The sequence below is a fragment of the Kitasatospora sp. NPDC057965 genome (assembly GCF_042887135.1).
Taxonomy (GTDB): domain Bacteria; phylum Actinomycetota; class Actinomycetes; order Streptomycetales; family Streptomycetaceae; genus Kitasatospora.
In genome coordinates, this window is sequence record NZ_JBHVPZ010000039.1 from 22,522 (window position 1) to 37,666 (window position 15,145).

Consider the following 15,145-nt stretch of genomic DNA (forward strand, 5'->3'; position numbering starts at 1 on the left):
TACGCCCCGCGCCCGCACGCCTCCTGACACCCCGGACGCCGCCCGCCGCAATCGGCCGAAACCCGCTGACGCGCCCGCGCCACCGCACCACCGCTCGCACCCTGGCCGTCGACGCCGACCGCGACCGCTGGATATGGTCGGTCCCCATGGCTGGCAGAGCGCCGGGCACACCGCCCCAGACGACTGCGACGAGGCCCGGCGCCGCTCCGGCGTCCGACCCCGTGACGGCCCGGTTGCGCAAGAGGCTCCGCCGGGTCCGCCGAAGGCTGCGCACCGCCGCGGTCGACTGGTTCCGCGGCGGCGCCGCCGACTGGCCGGTGCTCTGCGCGCTCGCCCTGCTGGTCCCACTGCTGATCCTGCTCAACGTCTGGTGGCCCGCCTGGGCCCCGCCGACCGCGCTGGTCCTGCCGATCCTGGCGGCGGCCCTGCTGCTGCGCCCCGGCTCGCTGGTGGTGCTCTACGCGCTGGCCGCGCTCGGCCTGTCCGCCGAGTCGGTCATCCACACCGGCCAGCGGGTGGCCAGCGACCACCCGGAGGCCTACACCTACGGGGTCACCCCGGGCGCCGCCCTGGTGGTCGGCGCCGCCGGGGTCGGCGGCCTGCTGCTGGCCCAGTTCCGCAGCCGGGTCGGCGTGCCCTGGTGGGGCGGCTCGACGATGCTCTTCGACCTGCGCGAGCGGCTGCGGGTGCAGAGCCGGGTGCCCCGGCTGCCGGACGGCTGGCACGCCGACATGGCGCTGCGCCCGGCCGGCGGGCAGTCCTTCTCGGGCGACTTCGTGGTCGCCGACCGCACCGGCCCCGGCCGCCGGGTGCTGGAGGTGGTCCTCGCGGACGTCTCCGGCAAGGGCATGGACGCCGGCTCTCGGGCGCTGCTGCTCTCCGGCGCGTTCGGCGGGCTGCTGGGCTCGCTGCCCGCGCACGACTTCCTGCCGGCCGCCAACGGCTACCTGCTGCGGCAGTCCTGGGAGGAGGGCTTCGCGACCGCCGTGCACCTGGTGCTCGACCTGGACACCGGCGAGTACGAGCTGCTCTCGGCCGGGCACCTGCCCGGCATGCAGCGGCTGGCGGGCGCCGGCCGCTGGGAGGTCAAGGAGGCGCTGGAGGGCCCGGCGCTCGGCATCTACGACGGCGCCAAGTTCGAGGGCGTGCGGGGGCGGCTGAACCGCGGCGACGTCCTGCTGCTGTGCACCGACGGCATGGTCGAGGCACCCGGCCGGGACCTCTCGGAGGGCATGGACCGGCTGATGGGCGAGGCGGACCGGCTGGTGCCGGGCGCCGGAGCCGGCGGCGGCGCGGCCTCCCGGCTGATCGAGACGGTCGCCCGGGACATCAACGACGACCGCGCGGTCCTGCTGTTCTGGCGCGACTGAGCCGTGCGCAACGGGCCCGGCGCGGTGCGGAACCGGCTGGTGGAGCCCCGCGCGACGGGCCTTCCGCGCCCCCTCGGGGGTGGCACGTGCCAACGGCAGCCGCTGTCAAGCCCCGGAGCTGATCTTCAGCCAATTCCGGCGCCCCGGAAGCAGAGCGGACCTGCCGGTTCCGGTCCGGCCCGCCGAACGTTTCCCGGCCGCTCAGCGGCGCCCCGCCGAGGATTCGTCAGGAGGTCTCGGCTATCGTCTCGGTCGGCGGAAACTCGTCTCGCATCGCAGGATATCGGCGTTCGACCGACTGTCAGACCTTTACGCAATCGGCACGGTCGACCACACTGAGTCCGGGCGGGACTGTTCAGGATTCGGGGGATGGGGGGCGTCACATGCGGCACGACGAACACCGTGCGGCCGTCACGGGCGGCCACCCCTCCGGCCTCGACGTGCCGGACGATCTGCCGTTCCGCCTCGGGACCGTCGGACAGGCCGGGGTCCGGCTTCACAGGGGTCGTCAGCCGGTGGCGCCCCGCTATGAAACGAGGAAGTGAGTCCGGGTGGCACTCTCCGTCTCCGCGCTGGTCCTGTTCGGCATCATCTGCTTCATCTTCATCCGCCAGAAGCAGCTCAAGGTCGGGCACTTCATCCTGGCCGCCCTGTTCGGCTTCATGCTCAACCAGAGCACGGCCGCCAAGCCGATCCAGGACTTCCTGAGCCAGATCGCCAAGTCCATCTCGAACATCGCCAGCTGACCCCCGGACCGCCGGCCCTTCGCGGCCGGCGCCCCGTCACCGGTCGGCGCGCCTCGCCTGCCGCCACCGGGCGAACAGGCCCCGCGGGCGCGCCGCCGCCACGGCCGCCGGCCGGGCCGCCACGACCCCGCCGGCGCCGGCCGGTGCGGTCACCGGCGCGGACGCCTCCTCGCGCGCCGTCAGCAGGACGAACAGCCGGGCCCAGCACAGCCGCTCGCCGCGCGGCCAGTCCAGCGCGCGCAGCGCCGCCGACGCGGCCTCGTTCACCTCGCCGTCGACCCTGACCTCGGCCACGTCGTCCCCCGACCGCCCGCCGAGGAACAGCTTCACCCCGTGCGGCCGCCGCTCGCCCGCCCCGGTCAGCGCCGGCAGCAGCGCGGGCGCCAGCGCCGGCACCACCCGGTTCCCGGCCAGCCAGGCCGCCAGATGCTCGTTGCCGAACCCGAAGACCGCCGCCGGCCCCTGGACGGCGTGCCAGCCGAGCAGTTCGGGGTGGTCGGCGTGGTCGGCGTGCGCACCTCGGCGCTCGGCCGTCTCGACCAGCGCGGCCGCCGTGGTGGTCGCCCACATCCGCACCGCGTTGTCGAGCTTCTCCTCCTCGGTCTTGCCGAGGCCGGCCGCGCAGTCCCACACCACCGGCGCGTCCGCCCGGCCGAGCTCCAGCGCCCAGCCGAGGTCCACGTGCCCGGCGCCCTCGCCGCCGGGGTGCTCCCGGACGGCCACCGCGACCGTCCCCGGACCGCGCACCACCTCGCCGTCGACGGTGAACTCCTGCCCGAACCGCGCCATCTCCCGGACCACGCAGCGCTGAATGACGGCCAGTCGGTCCTGCGGGCGCACGGGGACTCCTCCGCTCACGGCTTCGAATCGTCTCGACGCCATCGGCCATCGAACTGCTCTCGAACTGCTCTCGAACGCCGCCGAGGCTATCGGCCCGGAGGCCCCCCGGGAAACCGTTCGGGCCGGGTGGGGCGGGCGTGGCGCTCCGGTCGCCGAAATGACGGGAATGCACCATTTTGGGTAGCGAACACCACCGTCGCCGCCTGGAGAACCCGCATGCCCCGCACCGCCCCGCCGCCCGCTGCGCCGACCGTCCCGGTGCCCGCCCTGCTGCTCACCCCGGACGCCTCCGGGCTGGTCACCGAGATCGAGGCGTACCTGGCCTCGCTGCCCGCGCCCGCGCGCACCCCGGCGCCCCACCCCGTCTGCCGCTACGGCTCGGCTCCGCAGCCCTGGCACGCCGGCCACCCACTGCCCCGGGCCACCCTGCTCGACCGGGCGCTGCGCCGCCCCGCCCGGCCCGCCCCGGTCACCGCCGCCGAGCACCTCGGCCTGGCCTCCCGTTACATCGCCGCGCACGGCTGGCTGCAGGGGGCGATGTGGGACGCGGCCGGCCGGGTCTGCCTGCTCGGCGCCCAGGCGGCGGTGCTCGCCCACGGGTTCGGCACCCCGGCCACCGTGCGCACCGCCCGGGTCCAGCTGATGGAGGTACTGCACGCCACCGGCCGCCCGGTGCGCTCCCCGGACGAGTTCAACGACCGGCCCGCCACCCGGCAGGCCGACGTCCACCGGCTGCTGGAGCGGGCCGCGGCCCGGGCCGCCCGGCTGGGCCTTTGACCCGGGGTCTGTCCGACCCGCCGTCGGGAACGCGAACGGCCCCGGGGATGCGGTGCATCCTCCGGGGCCGTTCGTCCTGCGGAGCGGGCGACGAGAATCGAACTCGCGTGACTAGTTTGGAAGACTAGGGCTCTACCATTGAGCTACGCCCGCGCGATCCCCCGGCCGTCACCGGACGGAAGGTCGGGAACAGCGTACCTGGTCCGGTCGGCTGCGTGCACACCCGTTCCCGGTGAGGGCCTCGGAATATCTCGCCGATCCGGCGGGGCCCGGCGTGTACGCTTCCTCTCGGCACCACGGGGTGTGGCGCAGTTTGGTAGCGCGTCCGCTTTGGGAGCGGAAGGCCGTCGGTTCGAATCCGGTCACCCCGACCGTGCGCAGGGTCTCGCCCAGGGCGGGGCCCTGTTGTCGTTTCCGGGGCCCTTCCGGCATGGTAGGTGGTTGATTTTTCACCGAACCTGGAGCCCCGATGAGTGCGACGAGCCCGGCGCGAGCACCGCGCCGGCCGCGGATGAACCCCAAGGCCGCGGTCGGCGTCGTCTTCGTCGCCGCGCTGTTCATGTCGATCATGGACACCACGATCGTCAATGTGGCGCTGCCCGCGATCGGCCGCGACTTCGGCACCGACCCCGCCGGGGTCGGCGTGATCAACGTCGGCTACCTGGTCAGCCTGGCGGTCTTCGTCCCGCTCTCCGGCTGGCTCGGCGACCGCCTCGGCACCCGCCGGGTGTTCCTGGCCTCGCTCGCCCTGTTCACCCTCGCCTCGCTGCTGTGCGGGGTGGCCGGCTCGCTGACCGACCTCACCCTCGCCCGGATCCTCCAGGGCGCGGCCGGCGGTCTGCTCACCCCGGTCGGGATGACCATGCTCTTCCACGCCTTCCCGCAGGAGGAGCGGATGCGGGCGACCCGGGTGCTGATGCTGCCCACCGCGGTCGCCCCGGCCGCCGGGCCGGTGCTCGGCGGCTGGCTGGTGGACGGCTGGTCCTGGCACTGGGTCTTCATCGTCAACCTGCCGGTCGGCCTCGCCGCGCTGGTCTTCGGCCTGCTCTTCCTGCCGGACTACCGCGCCGAGCGCGCCGGGCGCTTCGACGCGGCCGGCTTCCTGCTCTCCGCGGCGGGCTTCGGTGCGGCGATGTACGCGCTCTCCGAGGGCGCGTCCGAGGGGTGGGGGAGCGCGCGGATCCTCGCCGCGGCGCTCGGCGGCGCGCTCGCCCTCGCCGCACTGGTCGCCGTCGAGCTGCGCCGCCCCGAGCCGATGCTCGACCTGCGGCTCTTCCGGGACCGGATCTTCCGCACCACCAATCTGCTCTCGCTCTTCTCCGGCGCGGCCTTCCTCGGCATGCTCTACCTGTTCCCGCTGCTGATGCAGGACGCCCTCGGCATGGACGCCCTGCACAGCGGTCTGATGATCTTCCCCGAGGCGCTCGGTGTGATGCTCGCCTCGCAGATCGCGGGCCGGCTCTACCCGAGGTTCGGCCCGCGCCGGCTGCTCGTCACGGGCGCCACCGTGGTGGCCGCCGGGCTGGCGGTGATGGCCACGATCGGGCCGGACAGCAACCTGTGGGCGGTGCGCGCGCTGCTCTTCGTCTGCGGGTTCGCGATGGCCCACGTCTTCATGCCGAGCCAGACCGCGGCCTTCGCGACGATCCCGGTGGCCTCCACCGGCGCCGCCTCCACCCTGTACAACGCCCAGCGCCAGCTCGGCTCGGCGCTCGGCGTGGCCGTGCTGGGCACCGTGCTGACCGCCGTCGGACCGTTCACCGCGGACGCCTCGGGTACGCCCGTGGCGAACCTCACCGCCTACCGCGCCGCCTTCCTGACCGCGGCCGGGCTGGCCCTGCTCGCGGCCGTGATCGCGCTGCGGGTGCGGGACTCCGACGCCGCCGCGACCATGCGCCCGGCCCCGGTTTCCGGCGGCACCGGGCCCGGGGGCGGCACCGGTTCCGCGGCCGGGACGGAGGCCGGGCCGGAGGGCGCGGTGCCCTCCGGAGCCGCCGCCGCGGGCGTGTCCGGACCGGCCCGGAAGGCCGCCGGGAGGGCCTGAACGGGCCCGGACGGCGGCGTCCTGGCGTCCGCCTTTCGTGGTACCGGTAGGATGGGGCGCTGGCGGTAGTCCCTGTGGCGTCCACCCAGGTCAACCGCACGAGGGCGAGGAGTCACGCTCACCGTCCACCCCCCACGGGAGATGCAGCTCCAACCGCCCATCGCCCGTCTCGCCCGACCCGCTGGAAACCGGCCCCGGCCGGCGTCCGGGGAGGGCGCAGGCAACCTGACCGCAAGCCCATAGGAGACCTAACCGTGAAGAGCGCCGTCGAGACTCTGAACCCGACCCGGGTTCGACTCACCGTCGAGGTGCCCTTCGAGGAGCTCAAGCCCAGCCTCGACGCGGCGTACAAGAAGATCAACCAGCAGGTCTCGGTCCCGGGCTTCCGCAAGGGCAAGATCCCGAACCGGGTCATCGACCAGCGCTTCGGCCGTGGCGCCGTGCTGGAGGAGGCCGTCAACGACGCCCTGCCGCGCTTCTACACGCAGGCCGTCGACGAGGGCAAGATCGAGGTCCTCGGCCAGCCCGACATCACCAACATCGAGGGTGTCGAGAAGATCGCCGACGGCGGTGACCTGAAGTTCACCGCCGAGGTCGACGTCCGCCCGGAGATCACCCTGCCGGACTTCTCGACCATCGAGGTCACCGTCGACCCGATCGCGGTCTCCGACGAGGACATCGCCAAGTCCCTGGAGCAGCTGCGCGAGCGCTTCTCCTCGGTCAAGGACGTCGAGCGCGCCGCCGCCGCCGGCGACATCGTGGTCGTCGACCTCGAGGCCAAGGTCGACGGCGAGGTGCCGGAGGACGGCACCGCCGCCGGCGTCAGCTACGAGATCGGCTCGGGCCGTCTGATCGACGGCATCGACGAGGCCGTCGTCGGCCTGGAGGCCGGTGGCACCGCCACCTTCACCACCGAGCTCAAGGGTGGCACCCAGGCCGGCAAGTCCTCCGAGGTCACCGTCAAGGTCACCGCCGTCCAGGAGAAGGAGCTGCCCGAGCTGGACGACGAGTTCGCCCAGCTGGCCAGCGAGTTCGACACCCTGGAGGACCTGAAGGCCGACTCCCGCAAGCGCCTGGAGCGCATGAAGGAGTACGACCAGGCCACCCAGGCCCAGGAGAAGGTGCTGGACGCGCTGCTCGGCCTGGTCGAGATCGAGTTCCCGGAGAAGCTCCTCAAGGACGAGATCGAGACCCGCAAGCACAACCTCGAGCACCACCAGCTGGAGCCGATGGGCCTCAACCTGGCGAGCTACCTGGAGACCCAGGGCAAGTCGGAGGAGGAGTACCTCGCGGAGACCGAGGAGCAGGCGAAGAAGGGCATCAAGACCCAGTTCGTCCTGGACCAGATCGTCGCCGACGAGGAGCTCAACGTCTCCCAGGAGGAGCTGACCGAGCACCTCATCCGCCGTGCCGCCGGTTCGGGCCTGACCCCGGACCAGTTCGCCCAGCAGGTCGTCCAGGGTGGCCAGGTGCCGCTGCTGGTCGGCGAGGTCGCCCGCGGCAAGGCGCTGGCCACCGTGGTCGAGGCCGCCAAGGTCGTCGACACCGAGGGCAACGAGATCAACTTCGACGACGACGAGGCCGACGAGTCGGCCGAGACCGTCGAGGCCCCGGCCGCCGAGGCCGAGGCCGAGGAGAAGACCGAGGCCTGACCGCCGCGGTCGCCTCGCTCGCCCGAGGCGTGAGCGCGGGCCCGGACGCCGTACGGTGTCCGGGCCCGCGCCGTTCCCGGGGCCGGGCCCGCCGGGGCCGCGAACCCTGCGCTCACAGCGAACAGTTCTGCGTGAGGGATTCAGCGGCCGGGCCTGCGCGTTAGGGTCCATGGACAGCAACAATCACGACGTGATACCCGGAAGCTGTGCGACATCGTGACGGCCGTGGAGCGACCGTCCAAATCGACTGAGCAGGTGGCTAAGTGACGTACCCGCAGATGCAGATGCCCGGCCCGATGGCGCCGCACGCCGCCGCTGGTGACGTGCTGGGCGGCCTCGGCGACCAGGTCTACAACCGGCTGCTCAACGAGCGGATCATCTTCCTCGGCCAGCAGGTCGACGACGACATCGCGAACAAGATCACCGCCCAGCTGCTGCTGCTGGCCGCGGACCCGGACAAGGACATCTTCCTCTACATCAACTCCCCGGGCGGCTCGATCTCGGCCGGCATGGCGATCTACGACACCATGCAGTACATCAAGAACGACGTCGTCACGATCGCGATGGGCATGGCGGCCTCGATGGGCCAGTTCCTGCTGACCGCCGGCGCCAAGGGCAAGCGCTTCTCGCTCCCGAACGCCAACATCCTCATGCACCAGCCCTCCGCCGGCCTCGGCGGCTCGGCCACCGACATCCGCATCCAGGCCGAGCAGCTGCTGCGCACCAAGAAGCGGATGTCCGAGCTGATCGCGTTCCACAGCGGCCAGTCCTTCGAGCAGATCACCCAGGACTCCGACCGCGACCGCTGGTTCACGCCGGAGGAGGCCCTGGACTACGGCCTGATCGACGCGATCATGCACAGCGCCGCGGACGTCCCCGGCGGCGGCGGCACCGGCGCCTGAGCCCCGGCCCGGGCCCACGAGACCACAGCCACAACGCTCCGGAGGACCAGAACACCCATGAACATCCCCAGCCTGTCGGCCGCCAAGGCCCGCGTCGAGGACATGCGGGCCGAGGGCCGCTACATCGTCCCGCGCTTCGTCGAGCGCACCTCGCAGGGCATCCGTGAGTACGACCCGTACGCCAAGCTGTTCGAGGAGCGCATCATCTTCCTCGGCTCGCAGGTGGACGACGTCTCCGCGAACGACATCATGGCGCAGCTGCTGTGCCTGGAGTCGATGGACCCGGACCGCGAGATCCAGATGTACATCAACTCGCCCGGCGGCTCGTTCACGGCCCTGACGGCCATCTACGACACCATGCAGTACGTCAAGCCGGACATCACCACGGTCTGCATGGGCCAGGCGGCCTCGGCGGCGGCCGTGCTGCTGGCGGCCGGCACCCCCGGCAAGCGGATGGCGCTGCCGAACGCCCGCATCCTGATCCACCAGCCGTACACCGAGACCGGCCGCGGCCAGGTCTCCGACCTGGAGATCCAGGCGAAGGAGATCTTCCGGATGCGCGAGCAGCTGGAGGAGATGCTGTCCAAGCACTCCAACAAGTCGGTCGAGCAGGTCCGCGACGACATCGAGCGCGACAAGATCCTCACGGCCGAGGAGGCCGTCGAGTACGGTCTGGTCGACCTGGTGATCTCGACCCGCAAGGCCTCGCTGACCTCTTGAGGTCGGCACTCCCTCCCGGCCCGTCCTCGTGGGCGGGAGGGAGCCGGGGGCTGCTCCGACGGCATCTGTTCGGTATCAATTCGCCCAGGGCGTAGGGCAGACCCGGCGAAGAGGGCGGAATCGGCGGCTCGGCAGAGTACCGTCGGATAGCGAGACCGATCGCCGTCGGCGTCGACGGTCCACAGCACCAGGCCCCGGAACTCCCGCGGGGCCCCTGGCGAAGGGGAAGCACCTCGTGGCACGCATCGGAGACGGTGGCGACCTGCTCAAGTGCTCGTTCTGCGGCAAGTCGCAGAAGCAGGTGAAGAAGCTGATCGCCGGCCCAGGCGTGTACATCTGCGACGAGTGCATCGACCTGTGCAACGAGATCATCGAGGAGGAGCTCGCCGAGACCTCCGAGGTGCGCTTCGAGGAGCTCCCGAAGCCCCGCGAGATCTACGAGTTCCTGGACCAGTACGTGGTCGGCCAGGACCTCGCCAAGAAGGCCCTGTCGGTGGCCGTCTACAACCACTACAAGCGGGTCCAGGCCGGTGAGGCCGGCCGCAGCGGCGGCAACGGCCGCGAGGACGCCATCGAGCTGGCGAAGTCCAACATCCTGCTGCTGGGCCCGACCGGCTCCGGCAAGACGCTGCTGGCGCAGACCCTGGCCCGGATGCTGAACGTGCCGTTCGCGATCGCCGACGCCACCGCGCTCACCGAGGCCGGCTACGTCGGCGAGGACGTCGAGAACATCCTGCTCAAGCTGATCCAGGCGGCCGACTACGACGTCAAGAAGGCCGAGACCGGGATCATCTACATCGACGAGATCGACAAGGTCGCGCGCAAGAGCGAGAACCCGTCGATCACCCGGGACGTCTCCGGCGAGGGCGTGCAGCAGGCGCTGCTGAAGATCCTGGAGGGCACCACCGCCTCGGTGCCGCCGCAGGGCGGGCGCAAGCACCCGCACCAGGAGTTCATCCAGATCGACACCACCAACGTGCTGTTCATCGTGGGCGGCGCGTTCGCCGGCCTGGAGCGGATCATCGAGGGTCGGGCGGGTGCCAAGGGCATCGGCTTCGGCGCGAACATCCGTTCCAAGCGGGAGCTGGACGCCAGCGACCACTTCCGTCAGGTGATGCCGGAGGACCTGGTCAAGTTCGGCATGATCCCGGAGTTCATCGGCCGCCTCCCGGTGATCACCAGCGTGCACAACCTGGACCGCGAGGCGCTGCTGCAGATCCTCACCGAGCCGAAGAACGCGCTGGTCAAGCAGTACCGCAAGCTCTTCGAACTGGACGGCGTGGAGCTGGAGTTCTCCCGGGACGCGCTGGAGGCGATCGCCGACCAGGCGATCCTGCGCGGCACCGGCGCGCGGGGCCTGCGGGCCATCATGGAGGAGGTGCTGATGTCCGTGATGTACGAGGTGCCCTCGCGCCAGGACGTCGCCCGCGTGGTGGTGACCGGGGACGTCGTCTCCAAGCACGCCATCCCGACCCTGGTGCCGCGCGACATGATCAAGCGGGAGCGGCGCGAGAAGAGCGCCTGACGCCCGACGGGTCCCGCCCGGAAACGACGAGGGCCCCGGTACCGCCTCCACGGGCGGCGCCGGGGCCCTCGGGCGTGTGGGGGCCTACTTCGGGACCTCGGCGGCGGCGCGCAGGGCGCGGGTGTCCGCGGCGAGCTTGTCGAGGTCGGGGCGCCCGCCGTCCTCCGACGGCGGGGCCATCGCCAGGACCAGGCTGCTGGAGTCGGCCCAGGCGCAGACGCCCAGGTCGGTGCCGTCCTGGGAGGCCACGCCGCAGTCCATGCTGCCGCCCTTGGGGCCCGGGTCGACGGCGTGCCGGTCGTTGACCGTGGTGCCGTCCGACTGGAGGCCCTTGAACATGGCGTTGAGCTCGGTCTTCGGGGCTAGCACCTTGCCGTAGGCGCCGAGCACCACGAGCTTGGGGTCCCCGGCGGAGTCCTGGTAGACGGCGCTGACGCCGGTCGGGTTCCAGGAGCCGTCGCCCTTGCCGAGCTCGGTGGTGATGCCCTCCTCCATCTGCCGGGCGACCTCGTTGTTCTCGTCCTTGGTGAGGCCGTTGAAGCCGGCCGGCAGGACGATCTTCTGGGTGCCGGCGTTGGAGGTGATGTCGAAGACGAAGTACGCGACCGCGCCGCCGATGAGGGCCAGCACGAGCACGAAGACGCCGATGAGGATGCCGAGGGTGCGGCGGGAGCGGCGCGGCGGCGCCGGTGCGGGGAACGCGCCGTACGGGGCGTAGCCGGGCGGCAGCGGCTGGCCCGGCGCACCGGGCGGGCCGGACTGTGGCGGGACGGCGCCGTAGGGCGGCGGGGTCTGCGGCGGCGCGGGCGGGCCGGGGTAGGGCTGCTCGCCGTAGGGCTGCGCGCCGTAGGGCTGCCCGCCGTAGGGCTGCCCGCCGTACGGGGGCTGGCCGCCGGGCGGCGGCGGGGCGCCGTAGGGGTTCTGCTCGGTCACGGAGGCCCTTCCTGGGACGGTGGTGCCGGGCTTGTACGAAGGCTCGGACGAATGTCCGGCACGTTATCGCACCGGTCCGTCACCCGGTCGGGGAATACCCCGGGGCCGTGCCGGCCGGCTCCGGTGCCGGGCTCCGGTGTCCGGGGGGTGAAAGCCGTTCGTGACCCGGTTCCCGGGTTACGTAAACTGTCCGTCGTGACCGACACCACGAACCAGCGCCCCGTGAGCACGCACGCCGGGGACGACGCAGCCACCCTCCCGACGACCTTCGCCCCGGCGGAGGTAGAGGGCGAGCTGTACGAGCGCTGGGTAGAGCGCGGTTACTTCACCGCCGACGCCAAGAGCGACAAGCCCCCGTACGCCATCGTCATCCCGCCGCCGAACGTCACTGGTGCGCTGCACCTGGGCCACGCCTTCCAGCACACGCTGATGGACGCGCTGACCCGCCGCAAGCGCATGCAGGGCTTCGAGGCGCTCTGGCTGCCCGGCATGGACCACGCCGGCATCGCCACCCAGAACAAGGTCGAGCAGCAGCTCGCCGAGTCCGGCCTGTCCCGCCACGACCTGGGCCGCGAGGCCTTCGTCGAGAAGGTCTGGGAGTGGAAGGCGAACTACGGCGGCAAGATCCTCGGCCAGATGCGCCGCCTCGGCGACGGCGTCGACTGGTCGCGCGAGCGCTTCACCATGGACGAGGGCCTGTCGCAGGCCGTCCAGACGATCTTCAAGCGGCTCTTCGACGACGGCCTGATCTACCGCGCCGAGCGCATCATCAACTGGTGTCCGCGCTGCCTCACCGCGCTGTCCGACATCGAGGTGGAGCACGAGGAGGTCCCCGGCGAGCTGGTCTCGATCCGCTACGGGGACGGCGAGGACTCGATCGTCGTCGCCACCACCCGCGCCGAGACGATGCTGGGCGACACCGCGGTGGCCGTCCACCCGGAGGACGAGCGCTACCGTCACCTGGTCGGCCGGACCATCAAGCTGCCGCTGACCGACCGCGAGATCCCGGTCGTCGCGGACGAGCACGTCGACCCGGAGTTCGGCACCGGCGCCGTCAAGGTGACCCCGGCGCACGACCCCAACGACTTCGCCATCGGCCAGCGCCACGACCTGCCGAACCTGAGCGTCATGGACGAGCGCGGCGCGATCACCGTGCACGGCCCGTTCCTGGGCCTGGACCGGCTGGAGGCCCGCTCGGCCGTCGTCGGCGCGCTGCGCGAGCAGGGCCGGATCGTCGCCGAGAAGCGCCCGTACATGCACGCCGTCGGCCACTGCTCGCGTTGCCACACGGTGGTCGAGCCGCGGCTGTCGCTGCAGTGGTGGGTCAAGGTCGAGCCGCTGGCCAAGGCGGCCGGCGACGCGGTCCGCGACGGCAAGGTGGAGATCCACCCGAAGGAGCTGGAGCGCCGCTACTTCGACTGGGTCGACAACATGTACGACTGGTGCATCTCGCGCCAGCTGTGGTGGGGCCACCGGATCCCGGTCTGGTACGGCCCGGACGGCGAGGTCGTCTGCGTCGGACCGGACGAGCAGCCGCCGACGGGCGAGGGCTGGCACCAGGACCCGGACGTCCTGGACACCTGGTTCTCCTCCGGCCTGTGGCCGTTCTCCACGCTGGGCTGGCCGGAGAAGACCCCGGACCTGGAGAAGTTCTACCCGACCGACGTCCTGGTCACCGGCCACGACATCATCTTCTTCTGGGTCGCCCGGATGATGATGTTCGGCCTGTACGCGATGGACGGCCAGGTGCCGTTCAAGACGGTCGCCCTGACCGGCCTGGTCCGTGACGAGTTCGGCAAGAAGATGTCGAAGTCCTCCGGCACCGCCGTCGACCCGCTGGACTGGATGGACGCCTACGGTGCCGACGCCGTCCGCTTCACCCTGGCCCGCGGCGCCAACCCGGGCGCCGACGTGCCGATCGGCGAGGACTGGGTCAAGGGCGCGCGGAACTTCTGCAACAAGATCTGGAACGCCACCCGGTTCGCGCTGATGAACGGCGCGACCGTGGACGGCCCGCTGCCCGCACCGGAGCAGCTGACCGCGGTGGACCGCTGGATCCTGTCGCGGCTGAACGCGACCGTGGCCGAGGTCGACGCGCTGTACGACGACTACGAGTTCGCCAAGGCCTCGGACGCGCTCTACCACTTCGCGTGGGACGAGGTGTTCGACTGGTACGTCGAGCTCTCCAAGACCACCCTGGCCAAGGGCGGCGCGCCGGCCGAGGCCTCCCGCCGGGTGCTGGGCGAGGTCCTGGACGTCACCCTGCGCCTGCTCCACCCGGTCGTGCCGTTCGTCACCGAGGCGCTCTGGACGACGCTGACCGGTGCCGAGTCGGTGGTCGTCGCCGACTGGCCGAAGGACGCCGGCTACCGGGACGCCGAGGCCGAGGCCGAGGTCGCCACGCTGCAGCAGGTGGTCACCGAGGTCCGCCGGTTCCGTTCGGACCAGGGTCTGCAGCCGGCCCAGAAGGTCCCGGCGCGCCTGGAGCTCGCGGGCACCGTGCTCGCCGTCCACGAGGACGCGATCCGCTCGCTGCTGCGGCTGACCGTGCCCGAGGAGGGCTTCGCGGCCACCGCCTCGCTGCCGGTCGCCGGCGCCACCGTGGCGCTGGACCTGTCCGGCACCATCGACGTCGCGGCGGAGCGCAAGCGCCTCGCCAAGGACCTCGCGGCGGCCGAGAAGGAGAAGGCGCAGTGCGGCGGCAAGCTCGGCAACGAGGCCTTCCTGGCCAAGGCGCCGGACGACGTGGTCGCCAAGATCCGGACCCGTCAGGAGGCCGCCGAGGCCGACATCGCCCGGATCACCGCCCAGCTCGCGGCGCTGCCGCAGGGCTGACGCGCCGACGGTTCCCCGGAGCCGCATCCCGCCGACGCGGGGTGCGGCTCCGCCGTTTTTCCGGAAGGTCGGAAAATCGTGCGGCCCAATAGCCCAATCCGTTGCTCCCTTCCGGCGAATATTCATCCCGGACCGGGTGAGGACCTATTCCGCCCGAATTCATTCCGGTCTTGCCCGCGCGCGCTCGCGGAAGTTTCCAGGTCGACTGTGTACGGTGTGCATCGAGTTTCGGACGGCGAGGAGTGACGGGAGGGCATGGGCGTGATGGTGACCGAGGAGCTGGCCGACGAACTGCCTGCCGAGGTGGTCGAGGAGGCCAAGGGGCGGGCGGCGACACTGCTGCTCGCCTTCCGGCACGGCAACCAGCTCGCGTTCGACCACGCGTTGGACCGGCTGCTCGAGGAGCACGTCGAGCGCGAGGTGACCACGCTGCTCGCCTGGATCGCCGCCGAGGCGGTCCGCAAGGCCTACGCCCCCGAGGTCGGCGACCGGGTGCTGCGGGCGATGGCCCGGCGCGCCCCGCGCGACACCGGCGCCGTCCACGTCGACGAGGAGGGCGTGGACGCGGCCCGGCTGATCGAGGCGGTCGCGGCCGGCGAGGTGGCCGAGGTCCGCGGCCTGGTCGCCACCACCCCCGACACCACCTTCCTGCTCGGCGGCCTGCTGCAGGGCGTGGCGATGATGCTGCCGCTGCTGCCGGAGGGCGAGCTCGCGGAGATCACCGCCGAGCTGCGCCGCCGGCACGGCGGCGCGCCCGCGGCCGTGCCGGAGGCCCGGGCGGGGGTCTGACCCCGCCCGGGC

The 15,145-nt window shown here is 72.1% G+C and carries 12 protein-coding genes and 2 tRNA genes; 11 read left to right on the top strand and 3 right to left on the bottom strand.

What is annotated here, in order from left to right; translation table 11 throughout:
- Positions 1 to 233: 233 nt before the first annotated feature.
- Positions 234 to 1,370 carry a PP2C family protein-serine/threonine phosphatase gene (locus ACFVVU_RS34570; RefSeq protein WP_380689232.1) on the top strand — a complete coding sequence of 379 codons (1,137 nt, stop codon included), beginning with the start codon at positions 234 to 236 and terminating at the stop codon, positions 1,368 to 1,370.
- Between the two features lie 551 nt (positions 1,371 to 1,921).
- Positions 1,922 to 2,116 carry a hypothetical protein gene (locus tag ACFVVU_RS34575; protein ID WP_355372342.1) on the top strand — a complete coding sequence of 65 codons (195 nt, stop codon included), beginning with the start codon at positions 1,922 to 1,924 and terminating at the stop codon, positions 2,114 to 2,116.
- A gap of 36 nt (positions 2,117 to 2,152) precedes the next feature.
- Here the strand turns inward: ACFVVU_RS34575 and ACFVVU_RS34580 are convergent, their stop codons facing one another.
- Positions 2,153 to 2,956 (bottom strand): DUF6348 family protein, encoded by an 804-nt coding sequence (locus ACFVVU_RS34580; RefSeq protein ID WP_387793908.1) that lies wholly within the window; start codon positions 2,954 to 2,956, stop codon positions 2,153 to 2,155.
- Between the two features lie 216 nt (positions 2,957 to 3,172).
- Between ACFVVU_RS34580 and ACFVVU_RS34585 the strand changes: the two genes are divergently transcribed.
- Entirely contained in the window at positions 3,173 to 3,733 is a 561-nt protein-coding gene (locus ACFVVU_RS34585) for a hypothetical protein (protein WP_380689237.1), read from the top strand.
- A gap of 82 nt (positions 3,734 to 3,815) precedes the next feature.
- On the opposite strand, the gene ACFVVU_RS34590 is transcribed toward ACFVVU_RS34585, so the two are convergent.
- Positions 3,816 to 3,886 (bottom strand) — tRNA-Gly (locus tag ACFVVU_RS34590).
- A 144-nt stretch (positions 3,887 to 4,030) separates the two neighbouring features.
- Here ACFVVU_RS34590 and ACFVVU_RS34595 point away from each other — a divergent pair.
- The 6 genes from ACFVVU_RS34595 (at position 4,031) to clpX (ending at position 10,576) form a co-directional block, all read left to right on the top strand.
- Positions 4,031 to 4,104: transfer RNA gene (locus tag ACFVVU_RS34595), tRNA-Pro, on the top strand.
- 98 nt (positions 4,105 to 4,202) lie between these two features.
- A complete protein-coding gene (locus tag ACFVVU_RS34600) occupies positions 4,203 to 5,777 on the top strand; it encodes an MDR family MFS transporter (RefSeq protein WP_387793909.1) in 1,575 nt (524 codons plus the stop codon).
- Between the two features lie 254 nt (positions 5,778 to 6,031).
- Positions 6,032 to 7,429, top strand: coding sequence for a trigger factor (gene tig / locus ACFVVU_RS34605; protein WP_355372330.1), 1,398 nt, complete (start codon positions 6,032 to 6,034; stop codon positions 7,427 to 7,429).
- 284 nt (positions 7,430 to 7,713) lie between these two features.
- Complete coding sequence (locus ACFVVU_RS34610; RefSeq protein ID WP_045941987.1) at positions 7,714 to 8,331, top strand: ATP-dependent Clp protease proteolytic subunit; 618 nt, start codon at positions 7,714 to 7,716, stop codon at positions 8,329 to 8,331.
- A gap of 57 nt (positions 8,332 to 8,388) precedes the next feature.
- Positions 8,389 to 9,051 (top strand): ATP-dependent Clp protease proteolytic subunit, encoded by a 663-nt coding sequence (locus ACFVVU_RS34615; RefSeq protein WP_344344462.1) that lies wholly within the window; start codon positions 8,389 to 8,391, stop codon positions 9,049 to 9,051.
- Between the two features lie 235 nt (positions 9,052 to 9,286).
- Positions 9,287 to 10,576 (top strand): ATP-dependent Clp protease ATP-binding subunit ClpX, encoded by a 1,290-nt coding sequence (gene clpX, locus ACFVVU_RS34620; protein ID WP_030309676.1) that lies wholly within the window; start codon positions 9,287 to 9,289, stop codon positions 10,574 to 10,576.
- Between the two features lie 84 nt (positions 10,577 to 10,660).
- On the opposite strand, the gene ACFVVU_RS34625 is transcribed toward clpX, so the two are convergent.
- Complete coding sequence (locus tag ACFVVU_RS34625) at positions 10,661 to 11,509, bottom strand: hypothetical protein (protein ID WP_387793910.1); 849 nt, start codon at positions 11,507 to 11,509, stop codon at positions 10,661 to 10,663.
- Positions 11,510 to 11,704: 195 nt separating this feature from the next.
- Here ACFVVU_RS34625 and ACFVVU_RS34630 point away from each other — a divergent pair, with 195 nt between their 5' ends.
- Together ACFVVU_RS34630 and ACFVVU_RS34635 are read left to right on the top strand one after the other, a co-directional pair.
- Positions 11,705 to 14,344, top strand: a complete 2,640-nt coding sequence (locus ACFVVU_RS34630) for a valine--tRNA ligase (protein WP_380687956.1) — start codon at positions 11,705 to 11,707, stop codon at positions 14,342 to 14,344.
- 255 nt (positions 14,345 to 14,599) lie between these two features.
- Complete coding sequence (locus tag ACFVVU_RS34635; RefSeq protein ID WP_380715543.1) at positions 14,600 to 15,133, top strand: hypothetical protein; 534 nt, start codon at positions 14,600 to 14,602, stop codon at positions 15,131 to 15,133.
- Positions 15,134 to 15,145: the final 12 nt, after the last annotated feature.